Source organism: Tessaracoccus terricola (assembly GCF_054776555.1).
In genome coordinates, this window is the sequence record NZ_BAAHBS010000008.1 from 1 (window position 1) to 1529 (window position 1529).

Below are 1529 nucleotides of genomic sequence, written 5' to 3' on the forward strand. Positions count from 1 at the left end.
GTACGGAGGTACGGCCCAAAAGTTTTGTCTCGAAAAAAGACAGGGGTAGAACGCCACAGAGTAACGCCACATACAAATTACTATGGACCTATCCTCGACCCTCTTTATACTCGTTCCCTCCACGAAGTTCGATGATTTTTTCTATATGAACTGGAATCCGCTCGATCCAAGCTTGAATTTTTGCTTGTGGGAGCTCATCCCAAGCCTGCTTCCAAGCCTGAATAGCATCACGCCTATTCTTTGGAGCCCCTTTCTTTGTAGTGACCCTCTTCATCCAAGGCCAGCAGGGCTCGATCGCGTTGAGGTCTGGAGAGTTCCCACACCATAAGAGGCGGCGTACCTGATGAAGATCGTATACTCTTTGCTGGATGTAGTGGTTATGAGCGGGTGCCTTATCCTCTTGAACTATAGTCCCTGGGCGCTTTTTGAGGCATTCCTTAGCAAAAGGGAACATTAGGGGTAGAAGAACCGTTTGCTGATACCGCCACCAATCAACCCCTTTTCCTGAGCCCCTTATAAGCTTCCCAGTCTCCTTCTTCCACTTCCATTCAGGCTTCTTCCCTGGTAGCTGACGTAGGTTAAGCCTCCTCATGCCATTGCTAAGCTCCCACTGCTCCTTCATAACCGGTTCGAGCTCTTCGTTAAGCTTCTCGATAGCCCTCGTAGCAGCCGCCCTCTCTTGAGCAGTCTCTGGGGCCCAGCAGTGGCAAGGACCCTTGCTATCGTAAGAGAAAGCCCCCCAGAACATAAACTCGCTCGTACCCTTCCATCTCTCACGGATACAGGTCCGGAGAAAGCGCTCATCAGCCTTCCGCCATACCCTATACCCTCCGCGGCGATGGAGCAAGATAACAGAGGTCTCATCAGACCAGATGACATCCTTCCAATCCTCGAGAGTCCAATGCTGATGAGCTAGACACCAGTCAAGGCGCTCAGCCCTCATCCTCTTCGTCAGTCCAGGCTTCCTCGTTGGCTTGGTTTTCCTGAAGCCAGCGGACTTGAGGATTCGAAGGACTGTTGTTTTGGAGACTATGATACCCTCGGAGCTAAGCTCACCAGCAATATCAGCAGCTGATTTCTCCCGCCCGTATCGGTCTCGGCGTGCCTTCGAGATAACGCTCTCTTGAGCCTCTGTTGTACGCTTCAGAGGGCGTCCAGATCGAGGGGCATCTTGGAGGTATTCATCTCGAAGAGATAGAGGGCGTTGGTTAGGGTCAAACCCTCTCTCAATAGCTCGTGCGTAGATTCGGTTGACCTGGCGGCTTGATAGACCGGTAATAGCAGAGACCTCAGCGGTAGTTTTACTACTACAAGGAGCCTTAAGGCTAACAACTAATGCGCGGGTTGCGATATCAGTATTTGCGGGCATCGTGGTGGTCGTTATGAAATAATGAAAGCGAAAGATGCTTGGGAAGATGTACATACAAATTTGGTGGGGGGCTTCTTGACACGGTTTCTAAATGATTTGTGGCGCAGATCTGCGTCTTGGCAGGACAAAACATTTGGACCCTACCTCCGTACATTAACGC

At 50.9% G+C, this 1529-nt stretch carries 1 protein-coding gene; it reads right to left on the bottom strand.

Translation table 11 applies throughout. The features are described 5' to 3' along the window. Window positions 1–88: 88 nt before the first annotated feature. Entirely contained in the window at window positions 89–1423 is a 1335-nt protein-coding gene (locus ACYU7G_RS17150) for a hypothetical protein (RefSeq protein ID WP_461110051.1), read from the bottom strand. Window positions 1424–1529: the final 106 nt, after the last annotated feature.

Bases quoted from the DNA above. Each gene is read 5' to 3' on its own strand.
- ACYU7G_RS17150 (WP_461110051.1), bottom strand. From the start codon at position 1,423: ATGTACATCTTCCCAAGCATCTTTCGCTTTCATTATTTCATAACGACC.